Raw genomic sequence first — 1,229 nt, 5'->3', positions numbered from 1 at the left:
GGCGGATTCAACCGGTCGCTGCAACACATTGGCTGAACATCTCAGCGGGTGTCTGGAAGCCAAGCGTCTTGCGCGGCCTCTTGTTCAATTGTCTCGCGATCGCGTTGAGCTGAAGCTGCGAGATGCCTGAGATGTCCATGCCCTTGGGCATGTACTGCCTGAGCAACCCATTCGTGTTCTCGTTGCTTCCGCGTTGCCACGGGCTGCGTGGGTCGCAGAAGTAGACCTGGATGTCGGTGGCCATCGTGAATTGCTTGTGCCCGTGCATCTCCGTGCCTCTGTCCCAGGTCAGTGACTTGTAGAGCTCCTGTGGCAGTTTGCGAGCGTTCTTGATGAGCGCGTTGACGACCGTCTGCGAGTCCTTGCCATCCAGCTTCACTAACATCACGTATCGCGTGTGGCGCTCGACCAATGTCGCAATCTGGCTATTGCCACTTCCAAAGACCAAGTCCCCTTCCCAGTGACCAGGGACTGCTCGGTCTTCGACGCAGGCAGGGCGCTCGCTGATCGAAACAGCATCGACGATCTGCCCGTGAATTGCCGTCTTCTGCGTGTAGTGACGAGATCGACGCATCCCGCGAGTCCGCCTCAGGTGCTCCAGCAGCTCCTTCTTCAAGGCGCCACGCGCTTGGATGAACAGGCTGCGGTAGATGGTCTCGTGTGACACGTGGAAGGTCTCGTCGCACGGATAAGTATGCTTGAGCCACCCCGCGATTTGCTCCGGCGACCACATCAGGCGCAGCTTGTCAGTCACGACGCGCGCCAAGGTGCGGTTATCCCTGAGCTTGCAGCGCTTTGGGCGCCGCGCCCGATCCCAAGCCGCTTCATCGGCCTGGTTTGCACGGTAGCCTTCACCGCCTCCATTGCGCTTGATCTCTCGACTGATCGTCGATGGTGCTCGACCGAGCCGAGCTGCAGTTGATCGAATCGATTCGCCTGCCGCAATCGCTCGCGAGATCTCCTCGCGTTCGGCCAGCGTCAGCACAGCCGATGCGCGCGATCGCTGCGCTGGCCGGAATCCGCCTGTCTCTGCAAGTATCCGGTGGATCGACGTGTGGGGTCGATCGAAGAGCTTGCCGATCTCATGCAGCGTCCAGCCTTGCTTCCAGCGCTCCCACATCAGCGCCTTCTGGCTTTCCGAATAGTAGATCCGTGGCCGCCTTTTCATCTGCAACACTCCTTCCGCCTACGCGGTGGTTAGTGTGTTGCAGCGACCGGTTGAATCCGCC

Annotated in this window: 1 protein-coding gene; it reads right to left on the bottom strand. The window is 60.0% G+C overall.

Going from position 1 to position 1,229, the window contains the following annotated elements:
* Positions 1-7: 7 nt before the first annotated feature.
* Positions 8-1,168, bottom strand: a complete 1,161-nt coding sequence (locus ACSFA8_RS27155) for an IS30 family transposase (protein ID WP_435482561.1) — start codon at positions 1,166-1,168, stop codon at positions 8-10.
* Between the last annotated feature and the right edge of the window lie 61 nt (positions 1,169-1,229).

This window comes from Variovorax nitratireducens, assembly GCF_051216545.1.
In the GTDB taxonomy this organism is placed as follows: domain Bacteria; phylum Pseudomonadota; class Gammaproteobacteria; order Burkholderiales; family Burkholderiaceae_C; genus Variovorax.
The sequence above is the reverse complement of the archived record's forward strand: the minus strand, read 5'-3'. Positions and strand labels throughout refer to the sequence as shown.